The 14,163-nt window shown below is 71.0% G+C and carries 15 protein-coding genes; 2 read left to right on the top strand and 13 right to left on the bottom strand.

From position 1 onward, the window contains the following. Positions 1-84: 84 nt before the first annotated feature. The 3 genes from MFF13_RS14635 to MFF13_RS14625 form a co-directional block, all read right to left on the bottom strand. Complete coding sequence (locus MFF13_RS14635; RefSeq protein ID WP_007563230.1) at positions 85-240, bottom strand: hypothetical protein; 156 nt, start codon at positions 238-240, stop codon at positions 85-87. Between the two features lie 111 nt (positions 241-351). Further along, positions 352-1,404 (bottom strand): cysteine synthase A, encoded by a 1,053-nt coding sequence (locus tag MFF13_RS14630; RefSeq protein WP_147829183.1) that lies wholly within the window; start codon positions 1,402-1,404, stop codon positions 352-354. Between the two features lie 146 nt (positions 1,405-1,550). Continuing rightward, positions 1,551-2,942 (bottom strand): L-serine ammonia-lyase, encoded by a 1,392-nt coding sequence (locus MFF13_RS14625; protein ID WP_147829120.1) that lies wholly within the window; start codon positions 2,940-2,942, stop codon positions 1,551-1,553. Positions 2,943-3,296: 354 nt separating this feature from the next. Between MFF13_RS14625 and MFF13_RS14620 the strand changes: the two genes are divergently transcribed. After that, positions 3,297-4,772 carry an amino acid permease gene (locus MFF13_RS14620; protein WP_147753994.1) on the top strand — a complete coding sequence of 492 codons (1,476 nt, stop codon included), beginning with the start codon at positions 3,297-3,299 and terminating at the stop codon, positions 4,770-4,772. Positions 4,773-4,809: 37 nt separating this feature from the next. On the opposite strand, the gene MFF13_RS14615 is transcribed toward MFF13_RS14620, so the two are convergent. The 7 genes from MFF13_RS14615 to MFF13_RS14585 all read right to left on the bottom strand — a co-directional run bounded on the left by MFF13_RS14615 (position 4,810) and on the right by MFF13_RS14585 (position 10,241). After that, positions 4,810-5,370 carry a type II toxin-antitoxin system VapC family toxin gene (locus tag MFF13_RS14615; protein ID WP_147829118.1) on the bottom strand — a complete coding sequence of 187 codons (561 nt, stop codon included), beginning with the start codon at positions 5,368-5,370 and terminating at the stop codon, positions 4,810-4,812. Position 5,371: 1 nt separating this feature from the next. Further along, positions 5,372-5,650, bottom strand: coding sequence for a hypothetical protein (locus tag MFF13_RS14610; protein ID WP_238272423.1), 279 nt, complete (start codon positions 5,648-5,650; stop codon positions 5,372-5,374). A 72-nt stretch (positions 5,651-5,722) separates the two neighbouring features. Then, positions 5,723-6,748 carry a sulfate/molybdate ABC transporter ATP-binding protein gene (locus MFF13_RS14605; protein WP_306422429.1) on the bottom strand — a complete coding sequence of 342 codons (1,026 nt, stop codon included), beginning with the start codon at positions 6,746-6,748 and terminating at the stop codon, positions 5,723-5,725. Positions 6,749-6,764: 16 nt separating this feature from the next. Then, the gene (gene cysW, locus MFF13_RS14600) at positions 6,765-7,640 is read right to left on the bottom strand and encodes a sulfate ABC transporter permease subunit CysW (protein WP_147753992.1); all 876 of its coding nucleotides are present in this window, start codon (positions 7,638-7,640) and stop codon (positions 6,765-6,767) included. Then, positions 7,633-8,487, bottom strand: a complete 855-nt coding sequence (gene cysT, locus MFF13_RS14595; RefSeq protein ID WP_238272422.1) for a sulfate ABC transporter permease subunit CysT — start codon at positions 8,485-8,487, stop codon at positions 7,633-7,635. Before cysT ends, cysW begins: the two co-directional genes overlap by 8 nt. Positions 8,488-8,652: 165 nt before the next feature. Beyond that, positions 8,653-9,699, bottom strand: a complete 1,047-nt coding sequence (locus MFF13_RS14590; RefSeq protein ID WP_373322541.1) for a sulfate ABC transporter substrate-binding protein — start codon at positions 9,697-9,699, stop codon at positions 8,653-8,655. 335 nt (positions 9,700-10,034) lie between these two features. Continuing rightward, positions 10,035-10,241, bottom strand: coding sequence for a hypothetical protein (locus tag MFF13_RS14585; protein WP_147829114.1), 207 nt, complete (start codon positions 10,239-10,241; stop codon positions 10,035-10,037). Positions 10,242-10,354: 113 nt separating this feature from the next. On the opposite strand from MFF13_RS14585, the gene MFF13_RS14580 reads away from it, so the two are divergent. After that, the gene (locus MFF13_RS14580) at positions 10,355-10,558 is read left to right on the top strand and encodes a hypothetical protein (RefSeq protein ID WP_147829112.1); all 204 of its coding nucleotides are present in this window, start codon (positions 10,355-10,357) and stop codon (positions 10,556-10,558) included. Positions 10,559-10,573: 15 nt separating this feature from the next. Here the strand turns inward: MFF13_RS14580 and MFF13_RS14575 are convergent, their stop codons facing one another. From MFF13_RS14575 to MFF13_RS14565, 3 genes are all read right to left on the bottom strand, one after another. Beyond that, positions 10,574-11,953 carry a hypothetical protein gene (locus MFF13_RS14575; RefSeq protein WP_373322540.1) on the bottom strand — a complete coding sequence of 460 codons (1,380 nt, stop codon included), beginning with the start codon at positions 11,951-11,953 and terminating at the stop codon, positions 10,574-10,576. Positions 11,954-12,036: 83 nt separating this feature from the next. Then, a complete protein-coding gene (locus MFF13_RS14570; RefSeq protein ID WP_147830982.1) occupies positions 12,037-12,957 on the bottom strand; it encodes a tetratricopeptide repeat protein in 921 nt (306 codons plus the stop codon). Beyond that, complete coding sequence (locus MFF13_RS14565) at positions 12,957-13,886, bottom strand: VWA domain-containing protein (protein WP_147830980.1); 930 nt, start codon at positions 13,884-13,886, stop codon at positions 12,957-12,959. The genes MFF13_RS14570 and MFF13_RS14565 overlap by 1 nt, the downstream gene beginning before the upstream one ends. Positions 13,887-14,163 lie beyond the last annotated feature (277 nt).

Here is a 14,163-nt window from a genome sequence, read left to right as displayed (position 1 = left end):
GCCCCTTTGTCGTCGTGTGGTCGCCCGTCCTTCAAGCGAGCCGGCATCCACCTCGGTCGGACGAGCTTCGCGCCCGCGCCGGCGTCAGAGACGGCCGGTGACGAGCAGAACGATCAGGACGATGAGCAGGATGCCGCCGAGGCCGAAGCCCGGGCCGCGGTAGGCGCCGCCGCCGAGGAAGCCGCCACCACCGAAGGCGAGAATGATCAGGATGATGAGCAGAATGGTGACGAGCGACATGAAGGAAGTCTCCGCGGGAGCGCACGGGTCGTGAGCTTGACCGTGCAAACGCCGCGACAATCCGTTCCGTTCAAATAATTCGCACGCAAACTGACGGACGGTTTTGCCGGCTCAGGCGTGCCAGTCCGGCAGCGGGTCGGCGGGCCGGTCGAGCCAGTCCGGGCTCGGCAGGTTGCGCTCGCGCAGGAAGGCCGGGTTGAACAGCTTCGAGGCGTAGCGCGCCGCCCCGTCGCACAGGATCGTCGCGATGGTGTGGCCCGGCCCAAGCGCCCGCGCCAGCCGGATCGCCCCGGCGACGTTGATGCCGGACGAGCCGCCGAGCGACAGCCCTTCCGCGCGCATCAGCCCGAACACGATGTCGAGCGCCTCGGTATCGCCGATGCGGAAGGCGTGGTCGGGGGTGAAGCCCTCGAGGTTCTTTGTGATCCTGCCCTGGCCGATGCCTTCGGTGATCGAGGAGCCCTCCGCATTCAGGGTGCCGGTGGTGTAGTGCGCGTAGAGCGCCGAGCCCTCGGGGTCGGCCAGCGCGATTGCGACCTTGGGGTTTTTCGCCCGCAGGGCGGCTGCGGTTCCCGCGAGCGTGCCGCCGGTGCCGGCCGCGCACACGAAGCCGTCGACGGTGCCGCCGGTCTGGTCCCAGATCTCGGGGCCGGTATGCGCCTCGTGCGCGCCGCGGTTGGCGACGTTGTCGAACTGGTCGGCGAAGAACGCCCCGGCGGGGTCTTCCGCCGCGATCCGCTCGGCGAGGCGCCGGGCGACGTGGACGTAGTTGTCCGGGTTGGAGAACGGCACCGCCGGCACCTCGACGAGCCGGGCGCCGGCCAGCCGCAGCGTCTGCTTCTTCTCCTCCGATTGCGTGACGGGGATGACGATCACCGTGCGGTAGCCGCGCACCGACGCGACCAGCGCCAACCCGATTCCGGTGTTGCCCGCCGTGCCTTCGACGATGGTGCCGCCCGGCCGGATCAGCCCGCGCGCCTCCGCGTCTTCGACGATCGCGCGCGCCGCCCGGTCCTTCACCGAGAGGCCGGGATTCAGGAACTCGGCCTTGCCGAGGATTGTGCAGCCGGTCTCCTCCGACGCCCGGCGCAGCCGGATCAGCGGCGTGTTGCCGATCGCCGCCAGCACGTCGGGGCGGGTGGCGTGATCCGGGTTCGTCGCCATGCCCATGTCGCTGCCTCCGTGTCGCCCGCGCCCCGCGCGGCGCCGCCTTGCGATAGCCCGGACGGCGGCCGGCCGGAAGGCGGCCGCGGCGCCGGTCGGCTGGTCGGCTGGTCGGCGCTCACGTCGCCAGGGCGGACGCGGGGTCGTCAGCATTCGGGAAGGTTCACGGCCAAGCCGCCGAGGCTCGTCTCCTTGTATTTTGTGCTCATCTCCTCGCCGGTCTGCCGCATGGCCGCGATGCAGTTGTCGAGGGGCATGAAATGCGAGCCGTCGCCGCGCAGGGCGAGCGAGGCGGCCGCGACGGCCTTCGTGGCGCCGATCCCGTTCCGCTCGATGCAGGGCACCTGCACCAGGCCCGCGACTGGGTCGCAGGTCATCCCGAGATGGTGCTCCAGCGCGATCTCGGCCGCGTTCTCGACCTGCTCGGGCGTGCCGCCGAGCACGGCGCACAGGCCGGCCGCCGCCATCGCGCTGGCGGAGCCGACCTCCCCCTGGCAGCCGGCCTCCGCGCCCGAGATCGAGGCGTTGTGCTTGATCAATCCGCCGATGGCGGCGGCCGTCAGAAGGAAGTCCTGAACGCGGGCCGGGTCGGCGCCGACGCACCGGTCCAGGTAGTACCGGATCACGGCGGGGACGACGCCTGCGGCCCCGTTCGTCGGCGCCGTCACCACCTTGCCGCCGGCCGCGTTCTCCTCGTTGACCGCCATGGCGTAGACGCCCAGCCATTCCGTGACGCTGTGCGGCTGCTCCCGGTTCGAGCCCTGTTCGGCAAGCAGCTGGTCCCGGATGCGCTTGGCCCGGCGTCGGACGCGAAGACCCCCGGGCAACTCGCCGTCCCGCGACAGCCCGCGCTCGATACAACCGCCCATCGTAGTCCAGATGCGCGCGAGCCCCGCGTCGATCTCGGCTTCCGAATGGCTGACGGCCTCGTTCGCGCGCTTCATGGCGGCGATGGACAAGCCGCTGTCCCGCGCCATGCGCAGCATCGCGGCCGCCGATTCGAACGGGTAGGGCCAGAGCCGCGGGTCCGCGGCGTCGGAAGATGGCGGCAGGACGACGTCGCGTTGCGCGGCGGTGAGGATGAAGCCGCCGCCGATCGAATAGTAGGTCTCGGACAGGACCGGCGAGCCCTGCCCGTCGCAGGCGGTGACGACGAGCCCGTTCGCGTGGCCGGGCAGCGGAGGCCCGAAATCGAACGCGACCGCGCTTTCGGGATCGAAGGCGAGAACCGGAAGCCCCGGCAGGACGAGGCACTTGTCGACGCGCAGGTCCTCGAGCCGGCGCTCGGCCTCGGCCATCTCGATGTCGGCGGGCCGGTAGCCGAGCAGGCCGAGCGACACCGCGCGGTCGGTGGCATGGCCCTTCCCCGTGAAGGCGAGCGACCCGTACAGGGTCACGCGCACTGCGGCAGCCGCGCCTTTCGCCGGACTGGCCCGCAGAAGGTCGAGGAAGTCGGCCGCCGCCGTCATCGGCCCCATCGTGTGGGACGAGGACGGCCCCAGGCCGAGCTTGAACACGTCGAATACGCTGAGGAACATCAAGACGTCCTGTTACGGCCCCGATCTGCACCCCGTGGCACCGCGGCTGGCCTTCTATCGCACTCCTTGCGCCGGCAGTCCCTGGTTTTGCCTACGTCGAGGATGTCGAGCATGCGGCCACGTAGGGACAGGCGCCCCCGTCCCACCCCGACCAGGCGCCAATCTGTCCGAACCCATCCTTCCGATCCGATCTCGAACCCAAGCGCCATCGCCGCGGCGCGATTTTTGCGGTTCCGTTCGAACCACGCTCGGCCGAGGACGGCCCGAAACCGGGGGATCGCCCGCAGCGGCGGCTGGCGTCGTCCTCGACCGGCCGACATGGTGCTGAATCTGGCTTCGTGGATCGGAGAGATCATGGCGTCCAAGGACCAACCCTCCGGCCTGACGGCGCGCAAGACCGTCGAGGACATCATCGCGGGGGGTGAGGGCGACGGGCATCAGCTCTCGAAATCGCTCGGCCTGTTCTCGATCATCGCGATGGGCATCGGCGCCGTCATCGGCGCCGGCATCTTCGTGCTCACCGGCACCGCGGCCGCGCAATATGCCGGGCCGGGGATCATGCTGTCGTTCGTGGCCGGCGGCATCGCCTGCGCCTTCGTCGGGCTGTGCTACGCCGAGATGGCGGCGCTGATCCCGGTGGCGGGATCGAGCTACACCTACACCTATGCGACCTTGGGCGAACTCTTCGCCTGGATCATCGGCTGGGACCTGATCCTCGAATACGCCATGGGCGCCGCCACCGTGGCGGTCGGCTGGTCGGGCTACGTCGTCAGCCTGCTCAAGGATGTCGGGCTGGTGATCCCGGCCCGCTTCACCGCCGCGCCCGGCACCGCCGTGAAGCTCGCCGACGGCTCCGACGCCACGGCGTTCGCGAACCTGCCGGCGGTGCTGATCGTCGCGCTGCTGACGCTGCTGCTGGTGCGCGGCACCAAGGAATCGGCCCGGCTGAACAACATCATGGTGGCGGTGAAGCTGACCGTGGTGATCGCCTTCATCGTGCTCGGCTACGGCTACATCAAGCAGGCGAACTGGACCCCGTTCATCCCCGACAACGACGGCAATTTCGGCCATTTCGGCTGGAGCGGCGTCCTGCGCGGGGCGGGCGTGGTGTTCTTCGCCTTCATCGGGTTCGATGCGGTCTCCACCGCCGCGCAGGAGGCGAAGTCGCCCCAGCGCGACATGCCGATCGGCATCCTCGGCTCGCTCGCGATCTGCACGGTGCTCTACGTGCTGGTCGCCGCCGTGCTCACCGGCGTGGTGCCCTACAAGGATCTCAACGTCCCCGATCCGATCGCCAAGGGCGTCGACGTGATCGGGATCGCGTGGTTCTCGGCGCTGATCAAACTCGGGGCGCTCACCGGCCTGACCACCGTGATCCTGGTGCTGCTCTACGGCCAGAGCCGGATCTTCTACACCATGGCCAACGACGGCCTGCTGCCGCGCCTGTTCGCCCACGTGCACCCGACCTATCAGACGCCCTATCGCAGCCAGCTCCTGATCGGCTCGGTGGTGGCGGTGGTGGCCGCCCTGGTGCCGATCGGCATCCTCGGCGAGATGGTGAGCATCGGGACGCTCGCCGCCTTCATCCTGGTCTGCGGCTCGGTGATCTACCTGCGGCGCTCGGACAAGAAGCGGCCCCGCCCGTTCCGCGTGCCCTACGTGCCGATGGTCCCCCTGCTCGGCATCCTGTCCTGCCTGTTCCTGATGGCGGGCCTGCCGCTCGACACCTGGATCCGGCTCGTCGTGTGGATGGCGATCGGCTTCGTGATCTACTACGTCTACGGCCGCAAGCACTCGGTGCTGCGGCGCCGGGACGGGACGGCAGCGTAGGCCGGGGAGCCTCCCGGCCGCGAGCCCAGATGCCGCCTTAGGCCGTCCGGTAGAGCAGCACGCGGCCGGCCGAGATCAGGTGCAGCAGGCCGTCGAAGTCGGCGATGTTGCGGGTCAGAACGGTGAGCCCGAGCTTCTGCGCCAGCAGGAACAGCACGCAATCCTGCAGCGCGCGCAGGCGGCCGTCGGCGGCATAGCCCTGTAGCCGGCAGAGGATGCCGGACAGCAGCGCCGCGCGGCCGAGCACGTCCGCAGCGAAGACCCGATGCGGCCGCATCGCATCGATCTGCCGCCCGATCGCCGAGACCGCCGCCACGGTCCGCGGGTCGTCCGGGTTCAGGACGCCGACCGTGCGCATCAGTTCCTGGATGGCCACGGTCGCGTGGTTGACGGGCCGCGTCGTGATCGCACGGACGACGGCGGCCGGCGCACGCCCCTGGAGGCGATCGATGGAGACGCAGGTGTCGAGCAACAGGGCAGACCCGGCCACCTGAGCCGCATCGAGAAACGGCAGATCCGCGTCGCGCCGACGCGCGAGGGTGGCGCGCGGCGCGAAGCGCGCCCAGCGGACGGCCGCTGCGAAATCGAAATCCGCCACCTCAGAACCCGAGCTTCAGGTCCGGGTCCACGGTACCGCCCACCGCCTCGAACACGGTCGCGAAGTCGTCGTCCAGCGCGAAGGCGATGAGGTCGGTATCCGCCGCGATGCCCGTGCGCCGCTTCGCCTGGTCGAGCAGGGCCGGGCTGATCCGGCTGCTGATGCGCGTGCTCTTGTCGGCCAGCAGCCCGGAACGTTCGGCGGCCTCCATCACCGCCTCAAAACGGCTCCGCCCTGGGATCGGGCCGTTTGTGTCCGTGTTCGCTGCGGCCTTCGGCATCGCGTCACCCTGGCGTTCGACAAATTCGGTATTCGTCGAACATATCAACGGCCGACCAAGCCCAGAAGCGCCTCACCCGAACACGTATCCCCCGTTGATCCGCAGGCCGACCTCGCGGCCGGTGGCGTAGCGCTCGCCGTCGGAATCCTCGACGATCAGCAGGCCGCCGTCGGGGCGGGCGACCTCGATGCGCTGCCGGCCCTGGCTGCGGTAGGACGAGCGGACGGTGCCGGTGAGATGCGCGGTGGCGGGCTCCACCAGTTGCAGCTGCCAGGGTCGCACGAAGAGTTTGACGGGGCCGATCAGGCCGGCCGGCGCGACGACCGGCGTGGGCCGGCCGTCGACGCGGACCTGGCCGCCCTCCGTGATCGCCTCGACCTCGATCGCATCGCCGAGGAAACGCAGCACGGTGGCCGAGGCTGGGTTCTCCTGCACTTCGTCGGGGGTGCCGACCTGCTCGAGGCGGCCGCGGTCGAGCACCGCGACCCGGTCGGAGAGCTCCAGCGCCTCGTCTTGGTCGTGGGTGACGAAGATCGTGGTCTGGCCGGTGCGGTCGTGGATCTCGCGCAGCCACCGCCGCAGGTCTTTTCGCACCTGGGCGTCGAGGGCGCCGAACGGCTCGTCCAAGAGGAGGACACGTGGCTCGACGGCGAGGGCGCGGGCCAGCGCGATGCGCTGGCGCTGGCCGCCCGAGAGCTGCGAGGGATAGCGGTCGGCGAAGCCCGAGAGCCGGATCAGGTCGAGCAGCTCGCCGACGCGGCGCTTGATCTCGGCGGCCGGCGGGCGCTCCGAGCGCTTCCGCGCGTTCAGGCCGTAGGCGATGTTGTCGGCCACGCTCATGTGCTTGAACAGGGCGTAGTGCTGGAACACGAAGCCGACGGCGCGCTGCTGCACGGGCAGGAAGGTCGCGTCGTCGCCGCCGAACAGGATGCGACCGCGATCAGGCGTGTCGAGCCCGGCGATGATGCGCAGCAGCGTGGTCTTGCCGGAGCCCGAGGGGCCGAGCAGGCCGAGCAATTCGCCCGCGCGCACGTCGAGGTTGAAGTCGTGCAGGACGGCCGCCGTGTCGAAGGTCTTCGACAGGCCCTCGACGCGGATCGCGGTCGAATTCGCGTTAATGCCGTGCCCGCGACCCGAGCTCCGCCCCGTAGCGCCATTCGAGGAGGGATTTGAGGGCGAGCGTGACAAGGGCGAGTCCGGCAAGGAGCGAGGCGACGGCGAAGGCGGCGACGAAATTGTACTCATTGTAGAGGATCTCCACGTGGAGCGGGATGGTGTTGGTCAGGCCGCGGATATGCCCGGACACCACCGAGACCGCGCCGAACTCGCCCATGGCGCGGGCGTTGCAGAGCAGGACGCTGTAGAGCAGGCCCCAGCGGATGTTGGGCAGCGTCACCGTGCGGAAGGTGTGGAGGCCGGTGGCGCCGAGCGTCAGCGCCGCCTCCTCCTCGGCGTTGCCCTGCTCCTGCATCAGCGGGATCAGCTCGCGTGCCACGAACGGGAAGGTGACGAACACCGTCGCCAGCACGATGCCGGGCAGTGCGAACAGGATCTGGATGCCGTTGGCCTGCAGCCAGCCGCCGAACAGGCCCTGGCTCCCGAACAGCAGCACGTAGATCAGGCCCGAGACCACCGGCGAGACCGAGAACGGCAGGTCGATCAGCGTGATCAGCAGGCTCTTGCCGGTGAACTCGAACTTGGCGATCGCCCAGGCGGCGGCGACCCCGAAGACGAGGTTGAACGGCACGGCGATCGCGGCCACCGTCAGCGTCAGGCGGATCGCGGTCCAGGCATCGGGCTCGGAGAACGCCTCGAGATAGGCCCCGACGCCGCGCGCAAACGCCTGGGCGAAGACCGTGAACAGCGGCAGCACCAGGAACAGCGCCAGGAACACCACCGCGGTGCCGATCAGCAGGCCGCGCACGAGGCGGCCCTCGTTGGCGGCATCCTCCTGCACGGGGGCTGCGGCCGTCAGGCTCAGATCAGACATAACCGAACCTCCGCCGGCTCCAGGCCTGGATCAGGTTGATCGCCAGCAGGGTCAGGAACGAGATCCCGAGCATGATCGTGGCGATTGCCGAGGCGCCCCCGTAATCGAACTCGGAGAGCTTGATGACGATCAGCAACGGCGCGATCTCGGAGACGTAAGGCAGGTTGCCGGCGATGAAGATGATCGAGCCGTATTCGCCGACGCCGCGGGCGAAGGCCAGCGCGAAGCCGGTGAGCACCGCCGGGATCAGCGGCGGGAGCACCACCCTGGTCAGCGTCGTCCACCGGGTGGCGCCCAGCGTCGCGGAGGCCTCCTCGACCTCCTTGTCGATCTCGGCGATCAGCGGCTGGACGGTGCGCACGGCGAAGGGCAGGCCGATGAACACCATGGCGATGAAGATGCCGACCGGGGTGTAGGCGGCCTGGATGCCGAGCTTCGTCAGCTGCGCGCCGACGAGCCCGTTCGGCGCGTAGAGCGAGGCCAGCGCGATGCCCGCCACCGCCGTCGGCAGGGCGAAGGGCAGGTCGACCACCGCGTCGACGAGCTTGCGCCCGGGGAAGCGGTAGCGGGTCAGCACCCAGGCGACGAGGAAGCCGAACACCGAGGCGGTAAGCGCGGCGAGCAGCGACACGCCGAAGCTGATCTTGAGGGCGCTGGCGACGCGCGGGTCGGTGGCGACGTACCAGATCCCCGACAGGCCGAGGCCCGAGGCCTTGGCGACGAGGGCGGCGAGCGGCAGCAGCACCACCAGCCCGAGGCAGGTCAGCGTGTAGCCGAAGGTGAGCCCGAAGCCGGGGATCACGCTGGGTTGTCGGAAACGCCGCTTCGGGCGGGGTGGGTCGACCATGATGCCTCGACGGATCGTCCCTCCCCCCTCTGCGGGGGAGGGTGGCCCTCGCGTGAGCGAGGGTCGGGAGAGGGGAGCGCGTAGTCCGGAGAGGGCGCTCCCCTCTCCCGACTTAGCTCGCAGCCCACCCTCCCCCACAGAGGGGGGAGGGAAAGCGTGGAGCGTTTACCGCCCCTGGCGGCTCAACTGGTCGAACAGGCCGCCGGTGTCGAAGTTCTTCTTCTGGATCTCGTCCCAGTTGCCTTGGAGTTCCTCGATCTTGAACAGCTTGATCGCGGGCAGCTGCTTGAGGTCGGCCTCGGCCGCGGCCTGGGGCTTGAACGGGCGGTAATGGTGCTTGGCGAAAATCGCCTGCGCCTTGTCGGTGTAGAGGAAGGCGAGGTAGGCCTCCGCCTGCTTGCGGGTGCCCTTGCGGTCGACGTTGGCATCGACGAGCGCCACCGGCGGCTCGGCGTAGATCGAGGTCGGCGGCACGACGATGTCGAACTTGTCGGCGCCGAACTCCTGCAGCACGAGGTAGGCTTCGTTCTCCCAGGTCGGCAGCACGTCGCCCAATCCCCGCTGCGCGAAGGTGACGGTGGAGCCGCGCGCGCCGGTGTCGAGCACCGGCACGTTCTTGTAGACGGTGCCGACGAAGGCGTCGGCCTTGGCCGTGTCGTTGTCCTGGTTGTAGGCGTAGCCCCAGGCGGCGAGGAAGTTCCAGCGTCCGCCGGCCGAGGTCTTGGGGTTCGGGGTGATGACCTTGATGTCGGGCTTGGCGAGGTCTCCCCAGTCCTTCACGCCCTTCGGGTTGCCCTTGCGCACCAGGAACACCACCGTCGAGGTGTAGGGCAGCGCGTCGTTCGGCTGCTTGGTGCGCCAATCCGCGGAAATCTTCTTGGTCAGCTTGGCGATCGCGTCGATGTCGGAGGGGATGCCGAGCGTCACCACGTCGGCGTCGACGCCGTCGATCACCGTGCGGGCCTGCGAGCCCGAGCCGCCATGGGAGGCGCGCACCGTCAGCGTCTCGCCGGTCTTGGCCTTCCACTCCTCCGCGAAGGCCGCGTTGACGTCGCGGTAGAGTTCGCGCGTCGGGTCGTAGGAGACGTTGAGCAGGGCCGTCTGCGCCTGAGCGCCGCCCGCCGCGAACAGGCCGCCGGCCAGGCACAGCCCCGCCAGCGCCGTGCGACGCCCGATCCGTCCCGCGCGCCGTGTTCCGTTCCGCTCGCTCACGCCGATCCTCCGGTCATCACCGCGGGACGACGGCCTATCGGGCACCGTCCCTGACGAAGAAGTCGGGTTCTCGTTCGTTTTACAGAACGTTGTCAACTGGTGGATCGCCGTCCACCAATCCCAGGAACACGGCGGAAGACACGATCATTCTTCCGGCGCGTGCCTCAACCGAGCGGACGGCAACGGGGTCCTTCTACAGAAATGGCCTGCCAGAGAAGAGAAACGCGACGCGCGAAGCGTTTCTTAGAAAGAACGTTATGCGGCTCCGGCGTCATGTGTTCGCGCACGCAGATACACGACGCGGCCCGCCGAGCATGCCCGACGCGAAAAAATCCTCAGGCGTCGAGGTATCCCGCCTCGGCCAGGGCCTCGGCGACGGCTTCGAAGCAGGGCTCGCCGGGGGCGAAGCCGTCGGGATTCGGCTCGGACGCGTCGTCGTCGGCCTGCGGGCGGGCCGGGAGCGCATCCGCGCGCAGGCGGCCGCCGAGGCCGAAGAAGCTCGTGGCCGCCGTGAGGGCCCCGCCGATCGATCCTATCGTCATGCCACACCCCATTCGTGAACGGTTCGTTAACGATGGTGGCGGGAAAGCGTTGCACACGCAAGACGTGTGGGTCGGGACGCGTCGTCGGCCCTTGCCTGCGGCTCCGCGGTGACGTGGCCGGCCTGCATCGCCGGCGGGACTTTTCGCGGCTCGCCGGCGGCCCTGCGGACGGGGCCGGGCGGCCGGGCTATGGAATGCGGCGCGCCGGACCGGCGGCCCCAACCGACAAGATGTCCATGACCGTGATCGCCCTCGTGCTCGTCGCCAACCTGCTGCTGGCCGGCCTGTTCTCCCTCGTCGCCATCGCGATCGACTGACGGTTCGCGGAGCGGTCAGCCCCGCGCAGGGCGGTCGAGGGAGCGGTCGACCGGGCCGTCGAGGGGATGGAGGCGGTCGGCCGGCCCGGGGCCGGAGGCGGGCCGCCGCACCGGGCGCGACAGACGGCGGGCGAGTCTCTGGAGATCGGGCGGCGCGGCACCGGCCGGCGCATAGAGCGCGCGGTCGAGCGCGGCGAGGCCGGCCGCGGTGTCGGGGTCGGCGCGCCAGGCCTGCGCGAGGTCGGGCTCGGCCGACAGCGTCGCCGCACGGAAGCCCACGGCGTCGCCCGTGCCGGCCGCGCGGCGCAGGGCCGCCCGGGTGCCGCGCGGCAGGCGCAGCGCGCCGGCGCCCGTCCCGAACCCGATCAGCGCCAGCCCGAGGCCGAAGGCGGCGAGCGCGGCGGCGGCCGCGACCCACGGCGCAGCGGCGAGCGGAGGCGCGAGGTCGCCCTCCCGGTCGGGCAGGCCGCCGCCGATCTGGCGGGCGGGAATCTCGGCCTCGCGCATCGTGCGCGAGACCGTGTCGAACCATGGGATCACGATCGCGTCGAGCGGGATGATCTCGGGCACGCCGGCCTTCACGTCCCACTGGTAGGTGGCGCGCGCCACCGGCCCGGCGGGGGTGATCAGGGTCTCGCGGGTGACCGGGCCGGCGAAGGTGAGGATGCCGCGGGTGCGCATCACTGGGCGCGGCGGCAGCCCTTCCGCGACCATCCCCTGCGCCTCCACCGTCACGATGCGCCGTGTGGTGTCGCCGAGCTTCACCGTCTCCGGGTCGGGCGACCAGGAATCGGTGATCGTCACGTCCTTCGCCGGCAGCCACCACGGCTCCTTGGCGTCCGGCCCGCCGCCCTCCTTGGTCCAGGTCGCGACCGGCAGGGCGATCGGGCCGGAGCGCACGTCGACGACGCGGCGGTCGCCGTTGTCGTTGATCGTCAGGCGGTGGTCGAACGGCTCGATGGTGAAGTCGCCGGCATGGTGCGGGAACACCGCGATCACCCGGTCGAAGGCGATGGCGCTCTGGCCGTCCTTCAGCTTGGTCTTGCTCCAGCGGTCGCGGCCGAGCTGGCTCCAGCTGAAGTTGGCCAGCGTCGGCTGGATCACCTCCTCAAGCAGGATCTGCTGCTTGTAGACCCCGTGGATCTTGAGCAGCACCATCTCGCGCACGAAGGGCGCGGCGTTGCCGTTCAGCTCAGGGGTCACCGTGAGGGTGAGGTCGCCGGGCTCGACCTCGGCGCGGGCGGGCTGGGTGACGAACAGGAGCGCGAGCAGCGCACCGATCCACCCGCGGGCGTGATGACGGAACGCCGCCGGAGCGGGCGCGGGCCCCCTCTCCCGGGCGGGAGAGGGTCGGGGTGAGGGACGAGAACGTGCCGGAGAGGTCACGCCCCTCATCCCACCCCTCTTCCCATGGGAGAAGGAGCCGCGCGGCGTCTCCTGAGCATCCCTCGGGATCGGGCTCGTCGCGTCCAAAGCCGTCACCATGGGTTGCTCCCGGCGGGCATGCTCGTGCCGGCTTCGATGCGGCGGGTCTGCTCGGCCTTGATGCGGAGCTTGAGGTAGCGGCCGGGGTCGTCCGGCAGGGTCTGGAGCCAGAGGCGGTCGGGGCGGATCTCGTGGGCCTCGAAGCTCTTGGTGACGCGGCGCACCTCCTTCTCGGGGGCCTCGGCCACCATCGCCGAGCCGCCGCCGGTGCGGCCGCGCCCGGCGGCGTCGCCGGCCGAGCCGCGGGCCTCGCCGCGGCCGGATTCGACGGTCTGCTGCTCGGCCTGGCCCCGGCGCGCGACCTTGCTGTTGCCGGGAATCGAGGCGGACGAGCTCGCCTCCTTGTTGCCGGCTAGGCCCTCGCCGCTCGAATTGGCCTGTATGGTGTCGTCCTTCTCCTGGTTGGCGGTGTTGTTGTAGCGGGCGCCGTACTGCGCCGAGCCGTTGGCGGTGCCGCCGCCCTTGCGGTCGATCGCCTCGGCGACGAGCTTGGCGAGCAGCGAGCGGTTGGCCTGCGCGTCGGCGTCGCGCGGGTTGAACTGCAGCGCCGCGTCGTAGGCCTCGATCGCGCCGGCATAGTCGCCCATCCGGGCGAGCGCGTTGCCGAGGTTGTACGAATTGCGCCGGCCGCCGTTGCGGAACAAGACCGCGGCCTCGTCGTAGCGCCCGGCCTCGTAGAGCGCCGGCCCGCGCCAGGCCGGGTCGTCGAGGATCGCGAGCGCCACTGAGGGCAGTCCGACCCCCATCAGCAGGCGGCCGAGGCCGGTGCGCGGCTGCGAGACCAGCAGCAGCGCCAGGATGCCGGCGCCGGCCGCCGCGATCCCGACGATCCGCGCCCAGCGCCGCCAGCCGCGCGAGAGGGCGGTTGAAAGGGTGGGAGAGACAGGCAGGCGGCCGAGCGCGCGGGCTGCCATCACGCACTCCTCCGGAACAGGATCAGCGCCGGCACCAGCGCCAGCAGCAGCAGCCAGCGGCCGAGGTCGGCGAAGGCGAGCACCGCGTAGCCGCCCGCGGCCAGGTGCTGGGCCGTGCCGGCGCCGACCGCGTCGAGCACGGGGGCCGGCGCAGACAGGTCGGCCGCGACCCCGCCGCCGGCCGAGACCAGCCGGTCGAGGGCCGCCCGGTCGGTCTTCGGCGCGCCGGGCGGCAATGTCTTGTGCGCCGGCACGAACAGCCCCTGGACGCGCCAGCCCTTGGCCCGCATCGCCTCCGCCTCGCGCAACGCCGCGTCGCCGATGCCGTCGCCGTCGGTGATCAGCACCACGTCGGCGGCCAGCGCCCCCGCCTCCTCCAGGGTACGCCGCGCCAGGGCCAGCCCACGCTCCGGGTGGCTGCCGCGGTCGGGCACCGTGTCGGCGTCCAGCGCGAACAGGGTGGTGCCGAAGCTGTCGCGGTCGGTGGTCGGCCCGGTCGCGACGTAGGCGTCGCCGGCATAGATCACCAGCGCCACCGCCCGGGTGCCGGCGGCCTCGGCCACGCCTTGCGCGGTCTGGCGCAGGTCCTTGAGCCCGCCGCCCTCGGCGACCGAGCGCGACAGGTCGGCGACGATCACCGTCGCGTCGAGGTTGCGGAAGGTCGTCGCGTCCTTGCGCTCGACGGCGGGTCCCGTGAGCGCCAGCGCGACGACCCCCGCGGCGGTGGCGGCCGCGAGGTTCGCCTGCCGCCGGCCGCCGAGCACGGCGCCGCGCCGGACCATCAGCGCCATCAGCGCCGGGTCGACCGCCCGCGCCCAATCGCCGAGCGGCGCCGCGCGAGCGGCGGCCCGGAAGGCCAGCACGGCGATCACGGGAATCGCCAGCAGCCACCAGGGCCGTAGGAGCGCGTAGGCGTCGAAGAGGGTCATCGCCGAACGCTCCCTCGGTGGAGAGGGCCCCCCTCTCCCCGCAGGCGGGGAGAGGCCCGCAGGCACCTCGTCGTGCCTGCGGGAAGCGCAGGCGAAGCCGAAGCGGCGGTGAGGGGGCGTTTCCGAAGGCGGGCGTCCGGAAGCACCCCCTCACCTTCGGCTGCCGCCTCGCCGCGCCGACGACGAGGTCGGCACGGCCCTCTCCCCGCAGGCGGGGAGAGGGGATGCGCGGTATTGGTCGCGCCGAAGTCTCGCGCCCGCTCGAAAAGACTAGAAC

This window comes from Methylobacterium cerastii (assembly GCF_022179125.1).
Taxonomy (GTDB): domain Bacteria; phylum Pseudomonadota; class Alphaproteobacteria; order Rhizobiales; family Beijerinckiaceae; genus Methylobacterium; species Methylobacterium cerastii.
Note: the sequence above shows the minus strand (reverse complement) of the source record. Positions and strands in the feature narration are given on the sequence as shown.